This window comes from Roseovarius sp. MBR-79, from assembly GCF_053628555.1.
Map to the genome: position 1 here is coordinate 124,530 of NZ_JBRJGP010000006.1, position 18,808 is coordinate 143,337.

Genomic DNA, 18,808 nt, shown 5'->3' on the forward strand with positions numbered 1-18,808 from the left:
AGTTGGCGTGGCACACATCCGCGTGTAGGCTGAGGATCAGGCGCGGCAAACCGGAGTGCGGCCATGTTCGAGGCGATCCTTACCCTTTGTCTGGCAGGCGTCGGCGGCGATGCCCCGTGCCGCGAGGTGCTCTTGCCGGGATATGAGGCGGCGACAGAGGCCGCGTGCGTGGCCGCGTTGTCGGCGCGCGCGCCCGACGGGGCAGGGGAGGCGCGCTGCGCGCCCGTGGGGGTCGCGCTCGACGTGGACGAGATCGCGCCGGGGGTCTTCGTGCATCTGGGGCAGGTCGCCGAACCCGATCCCGAGAACCTTGGCGACGCGTCCAATCTGGGCTTCGTGGTGGGCCGCGCGGCGGTGGCCGTGATCGACACCGGAGCGGCGGCGTGGATGGGCGAGGCGCTCTGGCGTGCGATCCGTGCGCGCACCGATCTGCCCGTCACGCATGTGATCCTGACGCATATCCATCCCGACCACGTTTTCGGGGCAGGGCCCTTCGTGGCGGCGGGGGCGCAGGTCTGGGGGCACGCGGATTTCAACCGCGCGCTGGCGGACCGGGCCGGGAACTACCTTGAAAGCCTTGACCGGGAGATCGGGCAGGGCGCGATGATCGGCACGGTGGTGCCCGTGGTGACGGCACCGGTGGCGGGGCGGTCGGAGATCGACCTTGGCGCGCGTGTGCTGGTGCTGGAGGCCTGGCCGATGGCGCATACCGGAACGGACCTTACGGTGCATGACGTCGCAACCGACACCCTTTTTGCGGGCGATCTGGTGTTCGACACCCATCTGCCCGCGCTCGATGGCAGCCTGCGCGGCTGGCGCGCGGTGCTGGCCGGGTTGCAGGCGCGCGCGTTTGACCGCGTGGTGCCGGGGCACGGCGGCCCGAGCCTTGGCTGGCCCGATGGCGGGGCGGGCACGGCGCGCTACCTGTCGGTGCTGGAGCGCGACACGCGCGCGGCGATTGCCGCAGGCGTGCGGCTGGGCGATGCGGTTCTGGAAATCGCGGCGGGCGAAGCGGCGCAATGGGCGCTGTTCGATGCCTACAACGCGCGCAACGCCACGGTGGCCTTCACCGAACTGGAATGGGAATAGACGGTCAAGAGAGCGCCGCCAGAAGGCGCGCCGCCTCGTCGCGGGGATGGCTGAGGCCGTCACGGTCCTCGCCGGGATGGAACCGCGCGCGCGTGGCCGTGGGCATGGGGGCAGGCGTCAGGATATGCACGCGCGGGCCGGTCTTGACGCTTTCCGTCTGCCAGCTTCGGGCAAGCGCGATCTGCGCCGCCTTGGTCGCCCCGTAGGCCCCGAAGAACCTGGTCCCGCCGCGCGGATCGTCGAAGAACACCGCCTGACCCGTCTCGCCCAGAAGCGGCGCGACAAACGGGATCAGCAGCCCCGTGGCCGATGCATTGACGGCGACCGAGCGCTCCCAGTCCTTCTCGGCCAGATGCATGGCAGGGCTGAGGGGGGCCGCGTGAACCGCTGCGTGAATCCAGAGCGCGATGCCGCCCCAGCGGTCATGGATCGCGCGGCAAAGCTGCGCCATGGCCTCGCGGTTGGTGATGTCCATGGGGGCCAGCGTGGCCTGTCCGCCGCGCGCCTTGATGCGGTCGTCCAATTCCTCGAGCGCGCCCACGGTGCGGGCGACAGCGACGACGTGATGGGCGGGCGTCAGCGCCTCGGCCATGGCCGCCCCCAGCCCGCGCGAGGCGCCGGTGACGAGGGCAACGGGGAGATCCTGTGTTTCGCTCATATGCGGCAAATCCCACCTGTCGCGCGCCAGATCAAGGACTATCGCTTGACTTTTTCGCGCCTGCGGCGAAAAAGTCAGGCCGACAACCGGAACAATGGAGGGACGCGACATGCGCGCACAGGTTCTCACTCAGGCCGTCATCGGCCACGATACGACGATCCGCAAGGCGGGTCTGGTGCTTGGCGGGTCGCTCTTCATCGCGCTGGCGGCACAGGTGAGCGTGCCCTTCTTCCCGGTGCCGCTCACACTCTCGACGCTGGCAATCCTGATCGTGGGCCTCACGTTCGGGTCGCGCCTCGGGGCGGCGGCGGTTCTGGCCTATCTTGCCGAGGGGGCGATGGGGCTGCCGGTCTTCGCGGGCGCGCAGAGCACGGCCTCGCTCATCGGGCCGACCGCCGGTTTCCTTTACGGTTTCGTGGCGATGGCCTGGCTCGCCGGTCTGGCGGTCGAGCGCGGGATCGCGCGCGGCGTGGTCTCGACGGCGCTGGTGGGGGTCGCGGTTTCGGCGCTGCTTTATATTCCCGGCCTCGCCTGGCCCGCGCTCGTCATGGGCAAGGCAATGCCCGACCTCTGGGCCTACTGGATGGCGCCGTTCCTTCTGGGGGATGTGGTCAAGGCCGTGATCGCCGCGATGGTGGTCTGGGGCGGCTGGACCGCGCTCAAGTCGCGCAAAGGCTGAAACCCGGCTTGGGAAAATGTCAAAGGTCGCGCTCTCGGGCGCGGCCTTTTTCGTTTTGCCTCACGCTCCGCGATAGGGCTCCACATATTGCAGGGCCATGTCCCACGGGAAGAAAATCCACGTGTCCTGGCTTACCTCGGTGATGAAGGTATCGACCTGCGCGCGGCCCATCGGTTTGGCATAGACCGTGGCCACATGGGCGCGCGGCATGGTCGCGCGCACCACTTCCAGCGTGCGCCCGGTATCGACCAGGTCATCGACGATCAGCACCCCCGCACCGTCGCCCACGATCTCCATATCCGGGAACTTGATGATGCGCGGCGCGGTCTGTTCCTGATGGTTGTAGGACTTGACGCTGATCGTGTCGACGGTGCGGATATCGAGTTCGCGCGCGACGATCATCGCAGGGGCCATGCCGCCGCGTGTGATCGCCACCACCGCGCGCCAGCCGCCCTCCGGGGCCTCGCCCTGAAGCCGCCAGGCCAGCGCGCGCGCATCGCGGTGAATCTGGTCCCAGCTTACGTGAAAGCCCTTTTCGTGGGGGAGGCGGTCCATCATGTCAGTCCCTGCTCAAAAGAAGTTTCAGCCCCAGCGCGCCAAGCAAAAGCGCCGCCGCGCGGTCGATCATCGGTTTGGCACCCAGATAGGCGCGCCGCGCCGTGGTCCCGCTCAGAACCGTGGCGAAACCGGCGTAAAACAGCCACTCCACCACCATGTGATTGGCGGTGATGAGGGCGATGTCGCTGGCCGAGAGGCCCTTGGGAAAGATCACCACGAGGACCGAGGCCGCGAAGAGCACCGATTTGGGATTGCCGAGGTTGATCAGCACCCCGTCGAGAAACGCCCGCCCGCGCGGTTTGCGTGGGCCTTCGGCTGCGGGCTGCCGCGCGGCGCGCCACGTGGTCCAGGCGATGTAGAGGAGATAGGCCGCCCCGGCGATCTTGAGCGCCATGTAGGCCCATGGGAAAAGGCCAAAGAGCGCCTCGAGCCCCAGAAGCGCCGCCAGTGTCCAGAGTGCGGCGACCAGCCCGAGGCCCAGCCCCGCCGCGATGCCCGCCCCCCGCCCGTCGGCCAGCGCCGTGCGCAGCGCAAAAAGCAGGGCGGGACCGGGGCTGAGGATGGCGGCGGCCAGAACCGCGTTGAAGGCAAGAAGGTCGAGCGCGCTCACGGGCGTGCCTCAGGTGGCGTCTATATCGGGCGCATCGACAGCCTTCATGCCGACGATGTGATAGCCTGCATCGACATGAAGCACCTCGCCGGTCACGCCGCTGCTCAGATCCGAAAGGATATAAAGTGCCGAGCGACCCACATCGTCGATGGTCACGTTGCGCCGCAGCGGTGAATTCAGCTCGTTCCATTTCAGGATATAGCGGAAATCGCCGATGCCGCTGGCCGCCAGCGTGCGGATCGGTCCGGCGCTGATGGCATTGACGCGGATGCCGTCGCGGCCCAGGTCCTCGGCCATGTATTTCACGCTTGCCTCCAGCGCCGCCTTGGCCACGCCCATGACGTTGTAATGCGGCATGACCTGCTCGGCGCCGTAATATGTGAGGGTGAGCGCGCTGCCGCCTTCGCCCATCATCTTTTCGGCGCGCTGCATCACGGCGGTGAAGGAATAGACCGAGATATCCATGGTGCGCAGGAAATTGTCGCGGCTGGTATCGACATAACGGCCGCGCAATTCGTTCTTGTCGGAAAATCCGATGGCATGGACGACGAAATCGAGACTGTCCCAATGGGTCTTCAGATCGACGAAGAGTTGATCGACCGAGGTCATGTCGCCCACGTCGCAGGGCAGCACGATATCGGAGCCAAGTTCCGCCGCCAGCGGATCGACGCGCTTTTTCAGCGCCTCGCCCTGATAGCTGAACGCCAGTTCAGCGCCCGCGCCCGCGCACGCCTTGGCGATACCCCAGGCGATGGACTTGTCGTTGGCAAGCCCCATGATCAGCCCGCGCTTGCCCGTCATCAATGAGTGCGACATTCCCATCCCCCGCCCTTATGCGATTTTTCTGACCTTTAGGCGATTGGGCAGGGTGCATCAAGGCCTGCCCTCGCGGCGCGAATTGGCAATGCTCATGGACTGTCCTAAAACGGTCATAATCACGGTGGATTGATCACGCGCGGAGGCGACAGAATGGAACGGGACGGAATTTTCGCGGGGGATGACCCGTTTGCGATCGCGCGCCGCTGGCTGGCCGAGGCGGAGGCCGCCGAGATCAATGACCCCAATGCCATGGCGCTGGCCAGCGTGGGCGAGGCGGGGCTGCCCAATGTGCGCATGGTGCTGCTCAAGGAAATCGCCGATGACGGGTTTGTTTTCTATACCAATTACGGCTCTGCCAAGGGGCAGGAACTGAGCGCGCATCCGCTGGCGGCGGGGGTGCTGCACTGGAAATCGCTGCGCCGTCAGTTGCGCTTTCGCGGCACGGTCACGCGCGAGGAGGGCGCGCGCGCCGATGCCTATTATGCGTCGCGCTCGCTCAAGAGCCGCCTTGGGGCCTGGGCCTCGCAACAGTCCCGCCCGCTCTCGTCGCGCGCTGCATTGATGGCCGAGGTGGCCAAGGTCACGGCACAGAAGGGGCCGAACCCGCCGCGCCCACCCTTTTGGGGAGGTTTCCAAATCACGCCGCTTGAGATTGAGTTCTGGGCGGACGGGGCGTTTCGCCTGCACGACCGCTTCGTCTGGCGGCGCGCGTCACCTGCCGACGAATGGGACATTCGGCGCCTGAACCCGTGAATTTCACGTTGCGTGAAATGCAAAACGTTGAAAGAGCGCCGTATTTTTGGCTTGCATGATGCTTTCAATATGAAGCAAGTCTAGGCTCGGTCTTGGGGATGAAGGCTGTAAGGTAGGGCACTGTGACAGAAGAAGAAGAGATCCTCCGCGTGAGGGGGCGTGTAAAGTGGTTCGATCCGGTCAAGGGCTTCGGCTTTGTGCTGGCCGATGAAGGTGGGCCTGATATCCTGCTCCACGCTAATGTGCTGCGCAATTTCGGGCAAAGCTCCATCGCCGATCGTGCCGGTGTTCTGCTCGACGTTCAGACAACCTCGCGGGGGCGGCAGGCGGTTCAGGTTCATGCGATCGAGCCGCCCGATGATATGGAGCACTCGGGTCTTGCGGACCTCGAGGAGATCGACCCGGAGTTGATTCGTGCCGCACCGCTTCTGCCTGCGCGCGTGAAATGGTTCGACAAGGGCAAGGGGTTCGGCTTTGCCAATACCTTCGGCAGCGCCGAGGACGTGTTTTTGCATGTCGAGGTGCTCCGCCGCTCCGGTCTTGCCGATGTTCAGCCCGGAGAGGCGCTGGCCATTCGCGTGATTGATGGTAAAAGAGGCCGCATGGCAACCGAGGTCTGCGGATGGGAAGCGGCAACACATTCAAGAGAGTGATCGGCGCTCTGACGGGCGCGGCGCTTCTTGCTCTGTCGGCGGGGGCGGCGTCAGCGGGAACCTGCCGGGACGAGATGGTGCATCTGCGCGGGCCGGGGGGCGAGGCGGCGTTTAACGTCGAGGTCGCCGATACCGACGCCCTGCGCGCGCAGGGTCTCATGCACCGTGAAAGCCTGGCCTCCTCGGCGGGGATGCTTTTTGTCTACCCCAGCCCGCGGCCGGTGGGCTTCTGGATGAAGAACACGCTCATTCCGCTCGACATGATCTTCATGGACGCGACCGGAACGGTGCAACGGATCGGCCACGAGGCACAGCCGCATGACGAGCGCCCGGTGATGGGCGGCGACGGCATTCAGACCGTGCTCGAGATCAATGGCGGGCTGGCGCGGCGCATCGGGATTGCCGAGGGGTGGGAAATGCGCCATCCGGCGGTCGATCAGGCCGCTGCCGCCTGGCCCTGCACCGCCGACTGAGGCGCGGCGGTTTTCGCTTTTCAACGCGGGCAAAGCGGCTTATCTGGGCGCATGGTCCGGGGCGTGGCGCAGTCTGGTAGCGCACCTGTTTTGGGTACAGGGGGTCGTGAGTTCGAATCTCGCCGCCCCGACCATATCAACCGGCACAGTCCGGTTGCGTCACCTCACATCTGAACATTGGCTGCCAAACGGTCGGAGAAAAAGGCTTTTTTGACGCCTTTCCTCTTCAGGGCGTCTGTTGGGGAATCGGCACGGCGCGGGGCCGTGTTGCGTGACGGTCCGGTCAAATCCTTTTTCTCTCGAATTGGCGATTTTTCCCGTTGACCGAGAGCGGTGTTTTACGTCAGTTTGTGTGGGCGGGCTTCAAGGCCACAAGATATAGTGGTTGAGCCCGACAGGGACATTCGGACCAAAGCAACACGATCGCCGGTTTTCCGGGCCTTCCAACCGCCAGACAGGGTGTTCTGGCGGAACGGATGAGGCGTATGGGACGTTCGGCGCGACGCAGACAACAGGCCTGAAGGCCATATCACAGGACGGGGCAGCGACCATGAAGATCGAACGCAAATTCACCAGTGCCGGCAAGGACGCCTATGCAGCGCTTGAATTCGTGACCACCAGTTCCGAGATTCGCAACCCCGATGGCAGCACCGTCTTCAAGCTTGATGGAATCGAGGTGCCGGCCGGCTGGAGCCAGGTCGCCAGCGACGTGATCGCGCAGAAATATTTCCGCAAGGCGGGCGTGCCCAACAAGCTGGCGCGCATCAGGGAAGAGGGCGTGCCCGAATTTCTCTGGCGGTCGGCCGCGGCCAAGGACAATGACGGTTTCGGCGGCGAGACGAGCGCGCGGCAGGTGTTCGACCGTCTGGCGGGAGCCTGGGCCTATTGGGGCTGGAAGGGCGGCTATTTCACCACGGAGGAGGATGCGCGCGCCTATTACGACGAGATGCGCGTGATGCTGGCGATGCAGATGGCTGCGCCCAACAGCCCGCAGTGGTTCAACACCGGCCTGCACTGGGCTTACGGCATCGACGGGCCGAGCCAGGGTCATTACTACGTGGATTTCGAGACCGGTGAGCTGACCAAATCCGCCTCTGCCTATGAGCATCCGCAGCCCCACGCCTGTTTCATCCAGTCGGTCAAGGACGATCTGGTGGGCGACGGCGGGATCATGGATCTCTGGGTGCGCGAGGCGCGCCTCTTCAAATACGGCTCCGGCACGGGCACCAATTTCAGCAGCCTGCGCGGCGAGGGCGAGCGGCTTTCGGGCGGCGGCAAATCCTCGGGCCTGATGGGCTTTCTCAAGATCGGCGACCGCGCGGCGGGGGCGATCAAATCGGGTGGCACCACGCGGCGCGCGGCCAAGATGGTGATCTGCGATGCCGACCACCCCGATATCGAGGAATTCATCAACTGGAAGGTCAAGGAAGAGCAGAAGGTCGCCAGCATCGTTGCGGGGTCCAAGGCGCATGAGGCAAAGCTCAACGACATCTTCGCCGCGATCCGCACCTGGGATGGCAGCAGCGAGGATGCGGTGGACCCGGCCAAGAACCCCGACCTGAAAACCGCCATTCGCGGCGCCAAGCGCGCCCATATCCCTGAGACCTATGTCAAGCGCGTACTGGATTATGCCAAGCAGGGCTATGGCAGCATCGAGTTCCCGACCTATGACACCGATTGGGACAGCGAGGCCTATGCCAGCGTTTCGGGCCAGAATTCCAACAACTCGATCCGCGTCACCGATGCCTTCCTGAAGGCGGTGCGCGACGATGCCGATTGGGCGCTCATCAACCGCGTCGATGGCAGCACCGCCAAGACGATCAAGGCGCGCGACCTGTGGGAACAGGTGGGCCATGCCGCCTGGGCCTGCGCCGATCCGGGAATCCAGTATCACGACACGGTCAATGCCTGGCATACCTGCCCCGAGGATGGCGCGATCCGCGGCTCCAACCCGTGCTCGGAATACATGTTCCTCGACGATACCGCCTGCAACCTGGCCTCGATGAACCTCTTGAAGTTCCACAAGGACGGCCGGTTCGACGCGGAAAGCTATATGCACGCCACGCGGCTCTGGACGGTGACGCTGGAAATTTCGGTGCTGATGGCGCAATTCCCCTCGAAGGAAATCGCGCAACTGAGCTATGAGTTCCGCACGCTCGGTCTGGGCTATGCCAATATCGGCGGGCTTCTGATGAACATGGGGCTGGGTTACGATTCTGCCGAGGGGCGCGCGCTCTGCGGGGCGCTGACGGCGATCATGACCGGCGTGGCCTATGCGACCAGCGCCGAGATGGCGGGCGAATTGGGGGCGTTTGCAGGCTACAAGCGCAACGCCAAGCATATGCTGCGCGTGATCCGCAACCACCGCAACGCCGCCTATGGCGCGACCGAGGGGTATGAGGCGCTCGCCGTCAAACCGATGCCGCTCGACCATGCCAACTGCCCCGATGCGCGGCTTGTCGATCTGGCGATGGCAAGCTGGGACGAGGCGCTCAAGCTGGGCGAGAAACACGGCTATCGCAACGCGCAGACCTCGGTCATCGCCCCCACGGGCACGATCGGGCTGGTGATGGATTGCGACACGACGGGCATCGAGCCGGATTTCGCGCTTGTGAAATTCAAGAAACTGGCAGGCGGCGGCTATTTCAAGATCATCAACCAGTCGGTGCCCGCCGCGCTTGAAAAGCTGGGTTATGGCGCGGCGCAGATCGGCGAGATCGTGAGCTACGCGGTCGGCCACGGCAGCCTTGGCAATGCGCCGGGGATCAACCACACCTCGCTCATCGGCCACGGGTTCGGCGAGGCGCAACTCATCAAGATCGAGGCGGCCCTCGGGTCTGCCTTCGATATCCGCTTCGTGTTCAACCAGTGGACGCTGGGGGAGGAGTTCTGCGCGGGCGTGCTGGGTATCCCGGCGGCAAAGCTGAACGATCCGACCTTCGATCTCCTGTCGCATCTGGGCTATTCGCGCCGCGACATCGAGGCCGCCAACGATCACGTCTGCGGGACGATGACGCTCGAAGGCGCGCCGCATCTCGATCCGGCACATTACCATGTCTTCGACTGCGCCAATCCCTGCGGCAAGAAGGGCAAGCGCTATCTGAGCGTGGAAAGCCATATCCACATGATGGCGGCGGCACAGTCGTTCATCTCGGGGGCGATCTCCAAGACCATCAACATGGCCAACGACGCCACCATCGAGGATTGCCAGAAGGCCTATGAGCTGTCGTGGTCCCTGGGCGTCAAGGCCAACGCGCTCTACCGCGACGGCTCCAAGCTCAGCCAGCCGCTGGCATCGGCGCTGGTGGAGGATGACGACGAGGCCGCCGAAATCCTCGAATCCGGCAGCCAGCAGGAAAAGGCCGCCGTTCTGGCCGAGAAGATCGTCGAAAAGGTGGTGATCAAGGAAATCATCCGCGCCGCCCGCGAAAAGCTGCCCGAGCGGCGCAAGGGCTACACCCAGAAGGCCATCGTCGGCGGTCACAAGGTCTACCTGCGCACCGGCGAATATCAGGACGGCAAGCTGGGTGAAATCTTCATCGACATGCACAAGGAAGGGGCCGGTTTCCGCGCGATGATGAACAATTTCGCCATCGCCGTGTCCGTGGGCCTGCAATACGGCGTGCCGCTGGAGGAATTCGTCGATGCCTTCACCTTCACCAAGTTCGAGCCCGCAGGGCTCGTGCAGGGCAACGATTCGATCAAGAACGCCACCTCGATCCTCGATTACATCTTCCGCGAACTGGCGGTGAGCTATCTCGACCGCACCGATCTTGCCCATGTCAAACCCTCGGGTGCCAGCTTCGACGATCTGGGCCGGGGCGAGGAGGAAGGCGTGCGCAACATCTCCGAGATGTCGCAGGAGGCCGCCAACCGCTCGCTGGAGGTTCTCAAGCAGATCAGTTCCACCGGCTATCTGCGCAAGCGCCTGCCACAGGAACTGGTGGTCTTTCAGGGCGGACAGGCCAATGGCACGACCGGGCTGATGGGCGATGCCGAGGTGGCACTCCGGACGCTGGTCCCCGAGACGATGAAGGCCAGCGTGACCACGGCGACCGTCGCCACGGTCTCGCTCGACGCGCGCACCAAGGCCCGGATGCAGGGCTACGAGGGCGAGGCCTGCGGCGAATGCGGCAACTACACGCTGGTGCGCAACGGCACCTGCATGAAGTGCAACACCTGCGGCGCGACGAGCGGGTGTAGCTGAGAAGATTGAGGGTTGGAGCGCGGAACTGGTACGTCCGCGCTCCGGCCAATCCCGCGATAGAATAGCACGCTGCGGGACAAGCGAAACCCGGCCCTCTCGGGTCGATAACGACGAACCGGGCCTGATGACGGGAACGCGTTCCGGCTCGGTGACTGTTTCAGCAGCCTAAAGCAAATGCCCCGATTTCGCGGCCTTGGTCGCCAGATAGGCGTGGTTGTGCGGATTCTCGCCCAGTCTGAGGGGCACGCGCTCGGCCACGCTCAGGCCGTTCTGCGCCATCATGGCCAGTTTCGCCGGGTTGTTGGTCATCAGCCGCACGGCGGAAAACCCCATCCGCCGCAGGATCTCGGCGCCGATGCGGAAATCGCGCTCGTCATCCTCGAATCCCAGCCGGTGATTGGCCTCGACCGTGTCGAACCCCTGATCCTGCAACGAATAGGCGCGCATCTTGTTGGCGAGGCCAATGCCGCGCCCTTCCTGGTTGAGGTAAAGCAGCACACCCGCGCCCTCGGCCCCCATCTGCGCCAGCGCGCCGCGCAGTTGCGGGCCGCAATCGCATTTCAGGCTGCCCATGAGATCGCCGGTAAAGCAGGCCGAATGCAGCCGCGCCAGCACCGGAGCCGCGCGGTCCGGCTGGCCGATTTCGATGGCGTAATGCTCTTCTCCACCATCCTCGGGGCGGAAGATGTGCAGCCGTCCGGCCTCGGACACGGCGAGCGGCAGGCGCGCGCTCACCACCGGGTTGAGCGGGCTGGTTTCCGTCAGGCGCGGCAGGGCGGCGGCGGCGTCGATCAGCGTGAGGCCATGCGCGGCGGCAAAGCCCGGCCCGTCGGCAAGCTCAAGCACGAGCGCGGCAGGCAGGAGCCGCGCGCCCTTGGCCAGAAGAATCGCCAGCCGGTGCAGATGCGCCGCACCCTCGCGGCGTGTGACGAGGGGGCCTTTCATCGGAACGCGCAGATCGTCCGCCGGATCGGCCACCGCCAGCACCCAGGAGAGCCGCGCATCGGGCGGCAGCGCCACGCGCGCCAGATCGCCGTCATAGGCGCGCGCCTTGAGCGTGGCCGCGCGCCGCGCGGTGATGGCAAGGACCGGCGCGCCGCCCAGCGCCTGAAGATCCGCGAGCCGCTGCGCCCCCAGCGTCTCGGCGGCCAGCACCAGCGCCGCGCCGCCGTGCCCCGAGAGCACGACCGGCACGCCCATGCGCAGATCGGCCCGCGCGCGAGCGAGGATTTCGAGGATGTCCGGGGAAAGCCCCATGCGTTTTCTCCGCTGTCTCGACACCGCTCTAGCGTATTCTGTAACGAAGTGAAAGAAACGCTCGCGCTGCAACACTTGGGCGTGAGGCGCATGTCGTCACTCTTGCCCGGACGGCACGGCTTGCGCATGTTGCCCGACAGGAAGAGGATAGCAGCATGGCACAAGTAAAGAAAATATTGCTGGTTGACGATGATGACGACCTGCGCGAGGCGCTTGGCGAACAACTCATCATGACCGAGGATTTCGATGTCTTCGAGGCCGGCACCGGCGTGGACGCGATGGCCCGGATCAAGGACATGATCTACGACCTTGTCATTCTCGATGTCGGCCTGCCAGATACCGACGGGCGCGAACTGTGTCGGCGGATGCGCAAGCAGGGGGTCAAGTCGCCCATCCTGATGCTCACGGGCCACGATGGCGACGCCGACACGATCCTGGGGCTCGATGCGGGTGCGAACGACTATATCACCAAACCGTTCAAGTTTCCGGTGTTGCTCGCGCGTATCCGCGCGCAGCTTCGCCAGCATGAGCAGTCCGAGGATGCGGTGTTCCAGCTTGGCCCCTACACGTTCAAGCCCGCGATGAAGATGCTGGTGACCGACGACGAGCGCAAGGTGCGCCTGACCGAGAAGGAAACCAATATCCTGAAGTTCCTCTACCGCTCTCCCGAAGGCGTGGTGGCGCGCGACGTGCTCTTGCATGAGGTCTGGGGCTACAATGCGGGTGTGACCACCCACACGCTCGAGACGCATATCTACCGGTTGCGCCAGAAGATCGAACCCGATCCCGGCAATGCGCGTCTGCTGGTCACGGAATCGGGCGGCTATCGCCTTGTGGTTTAATAGTCACGCTGGCTTGACCAAGATCAAAGTCTTATCCTCGTTTCACGATTAATATGGTATCGTTCACTTACGGTTATACGTGAACCTCCCTGTTGGACTGGCCCCGGCATTGCCCGGGGCCCTTTCTTTTCCGGGGGTTATCTCGCCGACGCATAGAGCGCGAGCATGTCGCAGGCGAGCGTTGCCGCCGCGAGCGCGGTGATTTCCGAGACGTCATAGGCGGGGGCCACCTCCACCATATCCATGCCGCGCAGCGCGATTCCCTCCAGCCCGCGCAGGATCTCCTGTGCCTGAAAGGTTGTAAGCCCGCCGATGACCGGCGTGCCGGTGCCGGGTGCCATCGACGGGTCGAGCGCGTCGATGTCAAATGTCAGGTAACAGGGCCTGTCGCCCACGATTTCGCGCACCCGCGCGGCCACTGCCACCGGGCCGGTCAGATGCACCTCGCGCGCGTCGATCACATGCACGCCCAAGGGATCGGGGTTGTGGGTGCGGATGCCGACCTGCACCGAGTGCTCGGGCACCACCAACCCGTCGCGCACCGCGTGCCAGAGCATCGTGCCGTGGTCGATGCGGCCCGGCTCGTCCTCCCATGTGTCGGAATGGGCGTCGATCTGGATCAAGGCCAAAGGCCCATGTTTTTCGGCATGGGCCTTCAGCAGCGGCCAGGTGATGAAATGATCCCCCCCCAGCGTCAGGAGGGCGGTGTCGGTGGCCAGCACATCGCGCGCGGCCTGTGCGATGGTTTCGGGGATCGCCGTGGGATAGCCGTGATCGAAGAACACATCGCCGTAATCGACGATGGACAGCCGCTCGAACGGATCGAAAGGCCAGGGCCAGGGCGCGGACCAGGCGATATGCGCCGACGCCGCGCGGATCGCGCGGGGGCCAAGCCGGGTGCCCGAGCGCCCGGACACGGACATGTCGAAGGGCACGCCCATGACCGCCACATCGGCACCGCTCAGATCGCGTGTGTAGCGGCGGCGCATGAAGCTGAGCGCGCCGGCATAAGCAGGCTCTGCGACGGTGCCGCGCGGGTCGGGCCGGGTAAAGGCAAGGTCGCTGGCGGTCGGGTTGATGCTCGTGCTGTCGGTCATGGGGGGCCTTCCGGAAGCTGCGTTTGCCCGGAGAGTGCCTTCGGGTTTGACCGGTGTAAACCTCAAGCGTCGCTTGACGTCCGCCCGGAGGGGGTATTTCCGATCGGGCGCGCCGGGGGCATGTCGGGATGCGGGCCTGTTGCTGACATTGGTGTAGCCGTGCGAGGGCCCGACCGCGGGTGGGCGCTGCAACGGTTTCGGGGGGCGCTTTATGGTGCCAAATACTGGAACGATTGTAGGGGTTCAGCGTCGAAAAAGCGCCCGCCCGGGGGGCGGTCGGGCGCTCGCGCGGCGGCGCGCAAGCGCGCCTTGATTCCGCGCGGGGGCTTCACTCCAACGACCGCTTCAGACCACACCTGCCCCCTCTCCGGATTTCCGCTTGCCCTCGCCCGCGCCCTGCGGTCATTTGCGCCCGAGACGCCACATGCCGGAGTGCCCATGCCCTTTACCCTTGCCACCTGGAACATCAACTCGGTGCGGCTGCGCGCGCCGCTTGTCGCGCGGCTCTTGCGCGAGGAGGGGCCGGATGTGCTCTGCCTTCAGGAATGCAAGAGCCCGGTCGAGAAGATCCCCGCCGAGATTTTCGCGGCCCTCGGCTATCCGCACATGATCGCGCGCGGCGACAAGGGCTATAACGGCGTGGCGATCCTGTCGCGGCGGCCCATCGAGGAGGCGGGCAGTTTCGATTTCGCCGAACTGGGCCACGCGCGCCACATCGCCGGACGGCTGGAAAACGGCGTGGTGATCCACAATTTCTACGTGCCCGCCGGGGGCGACGTGCCCGACCGCGAGGTGAATGTGAAATTCGGCCAGAAGCTCGATTACCTCACCGACATGCGCGACTTCTTCCAGGAGAACCGCCCGGAAAAATCCATCCTCGTGGGCGATCTCAACATCGCGCCCCGCGAGGATGACGTGTGGTCGCACAAGCAGCTTCTGAAGATCGTCAGCCACACGCCGGTTGAGGTCTCGCATCTGGGCGATGCGATGGAGGCGGGGGGCTGGTGCGACATCACCCGGCAGGACATCCCCGAGGGGCAGCTTTACAGCTGGTGGAGTTACCGCGCCCGCGACTGGGACGAGGCCGACAAGGGCCGCCGCCTCGATCACGTCTGGGCCAGTGCCGATATCGCGGCCGCGGGCCATGGGAGCCGCATCCTGCGGGCCGCGCGCGGCTGGGATCAGCCCAGCGACCACGCGCCGGTTTTCGCGACATTTGATCTTTGACACTGCCGGATGCACCCACATATACCGGGCGCAACCGGATGAAGGGGAGACAGGACATGCTGGAACTGGGCAAGACAACCGGCCCCACGGCCGCCGATCTGGTGCGCGACGTGACCGAGGCGGATTTCATGGCCGAGGTGGTGGATGCCTCGATGACCGTGCCGGTGATCGTCGATTTCTGGGCGCCGTGGTGCGGCCCGTGCAAGACGCTTGGCCCCGCGCTCGAGGCGGCGGTGATCAAGGCCAAGGGTGCGGTGCGCATGGCCAAGGTCGATGTGGACCAGAACCAGATGATCGCCGGACAGCTTCGCGTGCAATCCATCCCGACGGTCTATGCCTTCTGGCAGGGCCAGCCGATCGACGGCTTTCAGGGCGCGGTGCCGCCCTCGGAAATAGAGGCTTTCGTGGCCCGCGTGGTGCAGGCGGCGGGCGGCGACGCGAGCGGCGGACTTGACGAGGCGCTTGACGCCGCCGACGAGATGCTCGAGGCGGGCGCGCTCGGCGATGCCATGCAGACCTATGCCGCCGTGGTGCAGGAAGACCCCGAAAATGCCCGCGGCTTTGCCGGGATGGCGCGCGTGCAGATAGCCCTTGGCGAGCTTGATCAGGCCGAGGCGGTGCTGAACGGCGCGCCCGCCACCATTGCCGGCAAGGCCGAGATCGAGACGGTTCATGCCCAGATCGCCCTTGCGCGACAGGCTCAGGATGCGGGCCCGGTGGACGCGCTGCGCGCCGCCGTCGAGGCCGATCCCGAGAACCACCAGGCCCGCTTCGATCTGGCGCTGGCGCTGCATGCCAACGGGCAGGTGGCCGAGGCGGTTGACGCGTTGCTCGACCTCTTCCGCCGCGACCGCGAGTGGAACGACGGTGCCGCGCGCGCGCAGCTTTTCACCATATTCGAAGCGCTGAAACCAAACGATCCGGTGCTTCTGAACGGGCGGCGCAGGCTCTCGTCGATGATATTTGCCTGAGCGGCGCGTCGGGCTAGCTCCACGTCATGACATACACCCACGATCTGCCCGAAATCATTCCGGTTTTCCCGCTGCCCGGCGCGCTCATGCTGCCGCGCGCCCGGCTGCCGCTGCATCTCTTCGAGCCACGCTATCTTGCCATGCTCGACGACGCGCTCAAGACGCCCGAGCGGGTGATCGGCATGATCCAGCCCAACCGCGTGCCGGGGCGCGACGGGCACGGGCTTCATACCATCGGCTGTGTGGGCCGTGTGACGCAGTTTTCCGAAACCGAGGACGGGCGCTACATGATCACGCTCTCGGGTCTCTCGCGATTTCGCGTGATCGAGGAGGTGGAGGGCTTTGCCCCCTACCGCCGGGCAAAGGTGAGTTGGGCCGGGTTCGAGCGCGACCTTGGCCCGCCCGAGACCGATCCGGGGTTCAAGCGTCCGAAGTTCATGGCCCTGCTTGCGCGCTATTTCGAGACGCGCGGTTTGCAGACGGATTGGGGCTCTTTGAAAGAGGCGGAGGACGAATTGCTGATCAATTCGCTGTCGATGCTTCTGGGGTTCGAGCCCGAGGAAAAGCAGGCCCTTCTCGAAGCGCCCTCCCTCTCGACCCGGCGCGAAACGCTGGTCACGCTGATCGAATACACCCTGCGTGGCGGCGACAATGAGGACATCATGCAATGACCGAAGCATCTGCGCCCGCCTTTGACCGCCGGATGCTCGAGGCGCTGATTTGCCCGCAGACCCACGGCCCGCTTGATTACGACGCCGCGCGGCAGGAACTCGTCAGCCGCCGGGCGGGCCTTGCCTTTCCGATCCGCAACGGCATCCCGGTGATGCTGATCGACGAGGCGCGCACGTTGGAGTGACGGCCCGCGTCACCGCTGCTCTTCGAGCTTCGCCGCGTTCCAGAGCGCGTCCATTTCCGCAAGGTCGCTGTCCTCGGGGCGTCGGCCCTGCGCGGCCAGACGGGCCTCGATCCACGCGAATCGACGGGTGAACTTGGCATTGGCGCGGCGCAGCGCGGCCTCGGGGCAGAGCGCCATGTGCCGCGCGAGATTGGCCATGACGAAGAGCAGGTCGCCGAATTCGTCCTCGATCCTGTCGGGGTCCCCTTCGGCCGCGGCTTCATGCAGTTCTTCAACTTCCTCCCGTATCTTGTCGAGAACCTGAGACGAGTCTGGCCAGTCAAACCCCACCCGCGCGGCGCGCTTCTGCAATTTCACCGCGCGCAGCAACGCAGGCAGGCCAAGCGCCACGCCCTCAAGCGTGCCGCGCTGCCCCTGTTCCGCGCGTTCGGCGGCTTTCACCACCTCCCAGTCGCGGGTTTGCTGTTCGGCGGATTTTTCGCGGCTCTCATTGCCGAACACATGCGGATGCCGCGCCACCATCTTGTCGGAAATGGCATTGGCCACATCCGAGATGTCGAAAAGCCCCTTGTCCTGCGCAATCTGGGCGTGGAACACCGCCTGCAACAACAGATCGCCCAGTTCCGCGCGCAGGTCCTGCCAGTCGGCCCGTTCGATGGCGTCGGCAACTTCGTAAGCCTCTTCAATGGTATAGGGGGCGATGGTGGCGAAATCCTGTTCGATGTCCCACGGGCAGCCCGTCCTGGGATCGCGCAACCGCGCCATGATCGCAATCAGCCGGGGCAGCCCGCCCTTGGAGTCGTGAATAAGAGCATCGTCAGCCATTGCAGCGCCTTCGTCTTTGGGATTGACTGCACCCTGACCTGACCGAGAGGGGAGAGTCCAGCCATGGCCGTGATCAACCGCATCAGTGGTTTCGCCGACGAGATGACCGCGTGGCGGCGGCACCTGCACGCCCATCCCGAAATCGGGCTTGAGTGTCACGAGACGGCGGCTTTCGTGGTGGCAAAGTTGCGCGAATTCGGGATCGAGCAGATCGAGACCGGGGTGGCGCAATCCGGCGTCGTCGCGGTGATCGAGGGGCACGGCGCGGGGCCGGCCATCGGCCTGCGCGCGGATATGGACGCGCTGCCGATGGCGGACCTGAGCGGCACGGACCATGCCAGCACCGTGCCGGGGCGTGCCCATGCCTGCGGCCATGACGGGCATACCACCATGTTGCTCGGCGCGGCAAAATACCTGGCCGAGACGCGCAATTTTGCGGGGCGCGCGGTGCTCCTCTTCCAGCCGGCCGAAGAGGGGCCGGGCGGCGGGCGGCTGATGGTGGAGGAGGGCGCGCTCGACCGTCACGGGGTGCGCGAGGTCTACGCGCTCCATACCCTGCCCGGTGCGCCCGAGGGCCAGTTCGAGACCACGCCGGGGCCGATCATGGCCGCCGTCGACACGCTTCATGTGCAGGTGATCGGGCAGGGCGGCCATGCCGCCATGCCGCATGAGACGCGCGATCCGATCCCGGCGGCGGTGGCGCTGGTGCAGGTGATCCAGACCATCGTGACGCGCGACCGTGACCCGCTCGACGATCTGGTCATTTCGGTCACGCAGTTCCACGCGGGCAGCGCCGATAACGTCATCCCCGACCGCGCCTATGTGGGGGCGAGCATCCGCACATTCTCGGAAACCGTGCAGACGATGGTGCACCGGCGGTTGCGCGAGGTGGCCCATGGGGTGGCGGCGGCGCATGGGCTGCGCGCGGAGGTCGAGATCGAGCTTGGCTATCCGCCGACGGTGAACGAGCCGCAGGCGACCGCCTTCGCCGTCGAGGTCGCGCGCGAGGTCGTGGGCGCGGGCGCTGTGATCGCTGACCGCACCCGCGAGATGGGGGCAGAGGATTTCGCCTACATGCTGGCGGCGCGGCCCGGATCCTATCTCTTTCTGGGGCAGGGCGCGGGGCCGGGGCTGCACCATCCGGCGTTTGATTTCAACGATGCGGTGGCCCCGGTCGGCGCGTCGTTTTTCGCGCGGCTGGTCGAGCGGGCGCTGCCACTGCGGGACTGAGTGC

Annotated in this window: 19 protein-coding genes and 1 tRNA gene; 13 read left to right on the forward strand and 7 right to left on the reverse strand. The window is 65.5% G+C overall.

Annotation, left to right across the window (positions count from 1 at the left end):
• Positions 1–63 precede the first annotated feature (63 nt).
• Positions 64–1,089 carry a quinoprotein relay system zinc metallohydrolase 2 gene (locus ACSSV8_RS08100; RefSeq protein WP_454282094.1) on the forward strand — a complete coding sequence of 342 codons (1,026 nt, stop codon included), beginning with the start codon at positions 64–66 and terminating at the stop codon, positions 1,087–1,089.
• Positions 1,090–1,093: 4 nt separating this feature from the next.
• Here ACSSV8_RS08100 and ACSSV8_RS08105 read toward each other — a convergent pair whose 3' ends face one another.
• On the reverse strand, positions 1,094–1,747 hold the full coding sequence (locus tag ACSSV8_RS08105; protein ID WP_454282095.1) for an SDR family NAD(P)-dependent oxidoreductase: 654 nt from the start codon (positions 1,745–1,747) through the stop codon (positions 1,094–1,096).
• 109 nt (positions 1,748–1,856) lie between these two features.
• On the opposite strand from ACSSV8_RS08105, the gene ACSSV8_RS08110 reads away from it, so the two are divergent.
• Positions 1,857–2,426: a biotin transporter BioY gene (locus tag ACSSV8_RS08110; RefSeq protein WP_354538228.1), complete on the forward strand. Its 570-nt coding sequence runs from the start codon at positions 1,857–1,859 to the stop codon at positions 2,424–2,426.
• A 60-nt stretch (positions 2,427–2,486) separates the two neighbouring features.
• On the opposite strand, the gene gpt is transcribed toward ACSSV8_RS08110, so the two are convergent.
• From gpt to fabI, 3 genes are read right to left on the reverse strand one after another with little or no spacing between them, the layout of a single operon-like run.
• Positions 2,487–2,984 (reverse strand): xanthine phosphoribosyltransferase, encoded by a 498-nt coding sequence (gene gpt, locus ACSSV8_RS08115; protein ID WP_354538227.1) that lies wholly within the window; start codon positions 2,982–2,984, stop codon positions 2,487–2,489.
• Position 2,985: 1 nt separating this feature from the next.
• Positions 2,986–3,594: a LysE family translocator gene (locus ACSSV8_RS08120; protein WP_354538226.1), complete on the reverse strand. Its 609-nt coding sequence runs from the start codon at positions 3,592–3,594 to the stop codon at positions 2,986–2,988.
• 9 nt (positions 3,595–3,603) lie between these two features.
• The gene (fabI, locus tag ACSSV8_RS08125) at positions 3,604–4,410 is read right to left on the reverse strand and encodes an enoyl-ACP reductase FabI (RefSeq protein WP_354538225.1); all 807 of its coding nucleotides are present in this window, start codon (positions 4,408–4,410) and stop codon (positions 3,604–3,606) included.
• Positions 4,411–4,563: 153 nt separating this feature from the next.
• On the opposite strand from fabI, the gene pdxH reads away from it, so the two are divergent.
• The 5 genes from pdxH (at position 4,564) to ACSSV8_RS08150 (ending at position 10,499) form a co-directional block, all read left to right on the forward strand.
• Positions 4,564–5,166 (forward strand): pyridoxamine 5'-phosphate oxidase, encoded by a 603-nt coding sequence (gene pdxH / locus ACSSV8_RS08130; protein ID WP_354538224.1) that lies wholly within the window; start codon positions 4,564–4,566, stop codon positions 5,164–5,166.
• Positions 5,167–5,306: 140 nt separating this feature from the next.
• On the forward strand, positions 5,307–5,819 hold the full coding sequence (locus ACSSV8_RS08135) for a cold-shock protein (protein ID WP_354538471.1): 513 nt from the start codon (positions 5,307–5,309) through the stop codon (positions 5,817–5,819).
• On the forward strand, positions 5,789–6,292 hold the full coding sequence (locus ACSSV8_RS08140; RefSeq protein ID WP_454282096.1) for a DUF192 domain-containing protein: 504 nt from the start codon (positions 5,789–5,791) through the stop codon (positions 6,290–6,292). Before ACSSV8_RS08135 ends, ACSSV8_RS08140 begins: the two co-directional genes overlap by 31 nt.
• A gap of 57 nt (positions 6,293–6,349) precedes the next feature.
• Positions 6,350–6,426 (forward strand) — tRNA-Pro (locus ACSSV8_RS08145).
• Positions 6,427–6,842: 416 nt separating this feature from the next.
• Entirely contained in the window at positions 6,843–10,499 is a 3,657-nt protein-coding gene (locus tag ACSSV8_RS08150) for a vitamin B12-dependent ribonucleotide reductase (RefSeq protein ID WP_454282097.1), read from the forward strand.
• A 165-nt stretch (positions 10,500–10,664) separates the two neighbouring features.
• Here the strand turns inward: ACSSV8_RS08150 and ribA are convergent, their stop codons facing one another.
• Positions 10,665–11,756, reverse strand: a complete 1,092-nt coding sequence (ribA, locus tag ACSSV8_RS08155) for a GTP cyclohydrolase II (RefSeq protein WP_454282098.1) — start codon at positions 11,754–11,756, stop codon at positions 10,665–10,667.
• 155 nt (positions 11,757–11,911) lie between these two features.
• Here ribA and ACSSV8_RS08160 point away from each other — a divergent pair, with 155 nt between their 5' ends.
• Positions 11,912–12,598: a response regulator transcription factor gene (locus tag ACSSV8_RS08160; RefSeq protein WP_354538220.1), complete on the forward strand. Its 687-nt coding sequence runs from the start codon at positions 11,912–11,914 to the stop codon at positions 12,596–12,598.
• 137 nt (positions 12,599–12,735) lie between these two features.
• Here the strand turns inward: ACSSV8_RS08160 and speB are convergent, their stop codons facing one another.
• Positions 12,736–13,695: an agmatinase gene (gene speB, locus ACSSV8_RS08165; protein ID WP_454282099.1), complete on the reverse strand. Its 960-nt coding sequence runs from the start codon at positions 13,693–13,695 to the stop codon at positions 12,736–12,738.
• Between the two features lie 438 nt (positions 13,696–14,133).
• Here speB and ACSSV8_RS08170 point away from each other — a divergent pair, with 438 nt between their 5' ends.
• From ACSSV8_RS08170 to ACSSV8_RS08185, 4 genes are read left to right on the forward strand one after another with little or no spacing between them, the layout of a single operon-like run.
• The gene (locus ACSSV8_RS08170) at positions 14,134–14,922 is read left to right on the forward strand and encodes an exodeoxyribonuclease III (RefSeq protein WP_454282100.1); all 789 of its coding nucleotides are present in this window, start codon (positions 14,134–14,136) and stop codon (positions 14,920–14,922) included.
• Between the two features lie 56 nt (positions 14,923–14,978).
• On the forward strand, positions 14,979–15,893 hold the full coding sequence (locus tag ACSSV8_RS08175; protein WP_354538470.1) for a co-chaperone YbbN: 915 nt from the start codon (positions 14,979–14,981) through the stop codon (positions 15,891–15,893).
• Between the two features lie 26 nt (positions 15,894–15,919).
• Positions 15,920–16,564 (forward strand): LON peptidase substrate-binding domain-containing protein, encoded by a 645-nt coding sequence (locus tag ACSSV8_RS08180; RefSeq protein ID WP_354538217.1) that lies wholly within the window; start codon positions 15,920–15,922, stop codon positions 16,562–16,564.
• On the forward strand, positions 16,561–16,749 hold the full coding sequence (locus tag ACSSV8_RS08185) for a Trm112 family protein (protein WP_354538216.1): 189 nt from the start codon (positions 16,561–16,563) through the stop codon (positions 16,747–16,749). Before ACSSV8_RS08180 ends, ACSSV8_RS08185 begins: the two co-directional genes overlap by 4 nt.
• A gap of 9 nt (positions 16,750–16,758) precedes the next feature.
• On the opposite strand, the gene mazG is transcribed toward ACSSV8_RS08185, so the two are convergent.
• Complete coding sequence (gene mazG, locus ACSSV8_RS08190; RefSeq protein WP_454282101.1) at positions 16,759–17,574, reverse strand: nucleoside triphosphate pyrophosphohydrolase; 816 nt, start codon at positions 17,572–17,574, stop codon at positions 16,759–16,761.
• Between the two features lie 63 nt (positions 17,575–17,637).
• On the opposite strand from mazG, the gene ACSSV8_RS08195 reads away from it, so the two are divergent.
• Positions 17,638–18,804, forward strand: coding sequence for a M20 aminoacylase family protein (locus tag ACSSV8_RS08195; RefSeq protein ID WP_454282102.1), 1,167 nt, complete (start codon positions 17,638–17,640; stop codon positions 18,802–18,804).
• Positions 18,805–18,808: the final 4 nt, after the last annotated feature.

Excerpts from the sequence above, each read along its gene's own strand:
- pdxH (WP_354538224.1), top strand. The coding sequence starts at position 4,564 with ATGGAACGGGACGGAATTTTCGCGGGGGATGACCCGTTTGCGATCGCG.
- ACSSV8_RS08195 (WP_454282102.1), top strand. The coding sequence starts at position 17,638 with ATGGCCGTGATCAACCGCATCAGTGGTTTCGCCGACGAGATGACCGCG.
- ACSSV8_RS08175 (WP_354538470.1), top strand. The coding sequence starts at position 14,979 with ATGCTGGAACTGGGCAAGACAACCGGCCCCACGGCCGCCGATCTGGTG.
- ACSSV8_RS08180 (WP_354538217.1), top strand. The coding sequence starts at position 15,920 with ATGACATACACCCACGATCTGCCCGAAATCATTCCGGTTTTCCCGCTG.
- ribA (WP_454282098.1), bottom strand. The coding sequence starts at position 11,756 with ATGGGGCTTTCCCCGGACATCCTCGAAATCCTCGCTCGCGCGCGGGCC.
- fabI (WP_354538225.1), bottom strand. The coding sequence starts at position 4,410 with ATGTCGCACTCATTGATGACGGGCAAGCGCGGGCTGATCATGGGGCTT.
- ACSSV8_RS08150 (WP_454282097.1), top strand. The coding sequence starts at position 6,843 with ATGAAGATCGAACGCAAATTCACCAGTGCCGGCAAGGACGCCTATGCA.
- mazG (WP_454282101.1), bottom strand. The coding sequence starts at position 17,574 with ATGGCTGACGATGCTCTTATTCACGACTCCAAGGGCGGGCTGCCCCGG.
- ACSSV8_RS08185 (WP_354538216.1), top strand. The coding sequence starts at position 16,561 with ATGACCGAAGCATCTGCGCCCGCCTTTGACCGCCGGATGCTCGAGGCG.
- gpt (WP_354538227.1), bottom strand. The coding sequence starts at position 2,984 with ATGATGGACCGCCTCCCCCACGAAAAGGGCTTTCACGTAAGCTGGGAC.
- ACSSV8_RS08160 (WP_354538220.1), top strand. The coding sequence starts at position 11,912 with ATGGCACAAGTAAAGAAAATATTGCTGGTTGACGATGATGACGACCTG.
- ACSSV8_RS08100 (WP_454282094.1), top strand. The coding sequence starts at position 64 with ATGTTCGAGGCGATCCTTACCCTTTGTCTGGCAGGCGTCGGCGGCGAT.
- ACSSV8_RS08140 (WP_454282096.1), top strand. The coding sequence starts at position 5,789 with ATGGGAAGCGGCAACACATTCAAGAGAGTGATCGGCGCTCTGACGGGC.
- ACSSV8_RS08110 (WP_354538228.1), top strand. The coding sequence starts at position 1,857 with ATGCGCGCACAGGTTCTCACTCAGGCCGTCATCGGCCACGATACGACG.
- ACSSV8_RS08170 (WP_454282100.1), top strand. The coding sequence starts at position 14,134 with ATGCCCTTTACCCTTGCCACCTGGAACATCAACTCGGTGCGGCTGCGC.
- speB (WP_454282099.1), bottom strand. The coding sequence starts at position 13,695 with ATGACCGACAGCACGAGCATCAACCCGACCGCCAGCGACCTTGCCTTT.
- ACSSV8_RS08105 (WP_454282095.1), bottom strand. The coding sequence starts at position 1,747 with ATGAGCGAAACACAGGATCTCCCCGTTGCCCTCGTCACCGGCGCCTCG.